Genomic DNA, 1,483 nt, shown 5'->3' with positions numbered 1-1,483 from the left:
GTCCTGGGTGGAAACATTGATAACGGGCAAAGCCTGAACCGCTACGCTTATGTCAATGGACAACCGGTATCTTATATAGATCCATTTGGGCTGTGCGCAGATGAAGATAGTTTTGGGACAAGGGATGCAGCCTCTCTGGTCGCTGATATTGTGCCTGGGGTCAGTAACGTTAAGAGCTTCGTTCAGGTTTTCACCGGAAAGGACTTAATAACCGGTAGAGATGAGTCCCGTTTCTGGTCTGTAGTAGGAGTGGTGCCTGCCGGCAATGTAGTCAAGGTAGTTAAAAATGGGAAAACCGCATTAAAGGTTTCCAGTGCTGTTGAGGGCGCGGGTAAGACGGGAGTTATCCACCAACACCACCAATTGCCGCAGCAGTTTAAAAAACAATTTGAAAAAGCCGGGCTGGATATTGAAAATTATAAGATTCCTATGGACAAAACCGACCATATACTGAAGCCTGACGGATTGCACACAGGAAAAGATAGCTGGAATAAGCAATGGGATGATTTCTTCGAAAAATATCCAGATGCCAGACAAAATCAAATTCTTAATCAATTAGATAAAATGCAAAAAGATTTTGGATTAAAATAGGAGGTCTAGTATGTTCTATGTACTAAGAAAAGATGATAGATATCCAAACGTTTGGTATAGTGACGATGATGCTTTCGACCCATTTATTGGCGTCAAGTGCCCCAAATTTCCTGGGCATCAACGAGGAGAACGGGATATAAATGTTAACCTTTGGATTGATATTAAGAAGCCTAAAATGGGGGATTTTGTTGCAACGGTATACAGTGATTGGCTAATTACCGACCGAGTTGTAGCAATTTTTAAGGAACAAAACCTAACGGGGTACGAACTACACCCTGTTAAGATATGCAATAAGAAGCTTGGCTTCAATCTCTGGGAGCTTGTTGTAACCGCAAGTGCTGGAAAAGCACATCCCGATTCTGGCATATATGTTAAAGAGCATTGTGAATACTGTGGAAGCACGGTCTATTCACCGATAAAGAAAGGTGTAGGGATTATTGTTGACGAAACCCGTTGGGACGGAAGTGATTTCTTCACAATTATTGAATACTATAAGTATGTTTTGATTACTGAAAAAGTAAAAAAAATAATTGAAGAAAATAATCTAAAGGGTGTTAGGGTCGCATCGCCCTCTGAGCTTGGAATTGATGAGCCATAGGGGTCATTCATGACCCCTATATGTTCCTTGAAAAATGCGGATATCCAGAGTTTATGACCCGAAAGGAATTGCTCTCCGACCCGCATTGCGGGGCGGTGTGAGCCGGAGCGGGGAAGCCATGCGACCTCGCTCCTTTAACCTGCACGGTTTTCGACCCCATAGTGCACCCTGCGATTGCCACGTACAACAACCAGCCAGTTGCATATGATACCGACGGCAACATGACCCAGGGACCCCTGGGCGGACAAATGGCGGCTTTCACCTACGACGCCCGGAACCGTTTGGCCGGGGCTG

2 protein-coding genes are annotated in these 1,483 nt (G+C 44.6%); both read left to right on the top strand.

The genetic code is table 11. The annotated features are described in order from the left end of the window. The coding region (locus NC238_01730) for a pre-toxin TG domain-containing protein (GenBank protein ID MCM1564676.1) at nt 1-591 on the top strand (591 nt) is incomplete at its 5' end. A gap of 10 nt (nt 592-601) precedes the next feature. Beyond that, entirely contained in the window at nt 602-1,189 is a 588-nt protein-coding gene (locus NC238_01725; GenBank protein MCM1564675.1) for a hypothetical protein, read from the top strand. Nucleotides 1,190-1,483 lie beyond the last annotated feature (294 nt).

It is taken from the genome of Dehalobacter sp. (genome assembly GCA_023667845.1).
GTDB lineage: Bacteria > Bacillota > Desulfitobacteriia > Desulfitobacteriales > Syntrophobotulaceae > Dehalobacter.
Note: the sequence above shows the minus strand (reverse complement) of the source record. Positions and strands in the feature narration are given on the sequence as shown.

What these genes read in the sequence shown, in the direction of transcription:
- NC238_01725 (MCM1564675.1), top strand. Translation starts at nt 602, where the DNA reads ATGTTCTATGTACTAAGAAAAGATGATAGATATCCAAACGTTTGGTAT.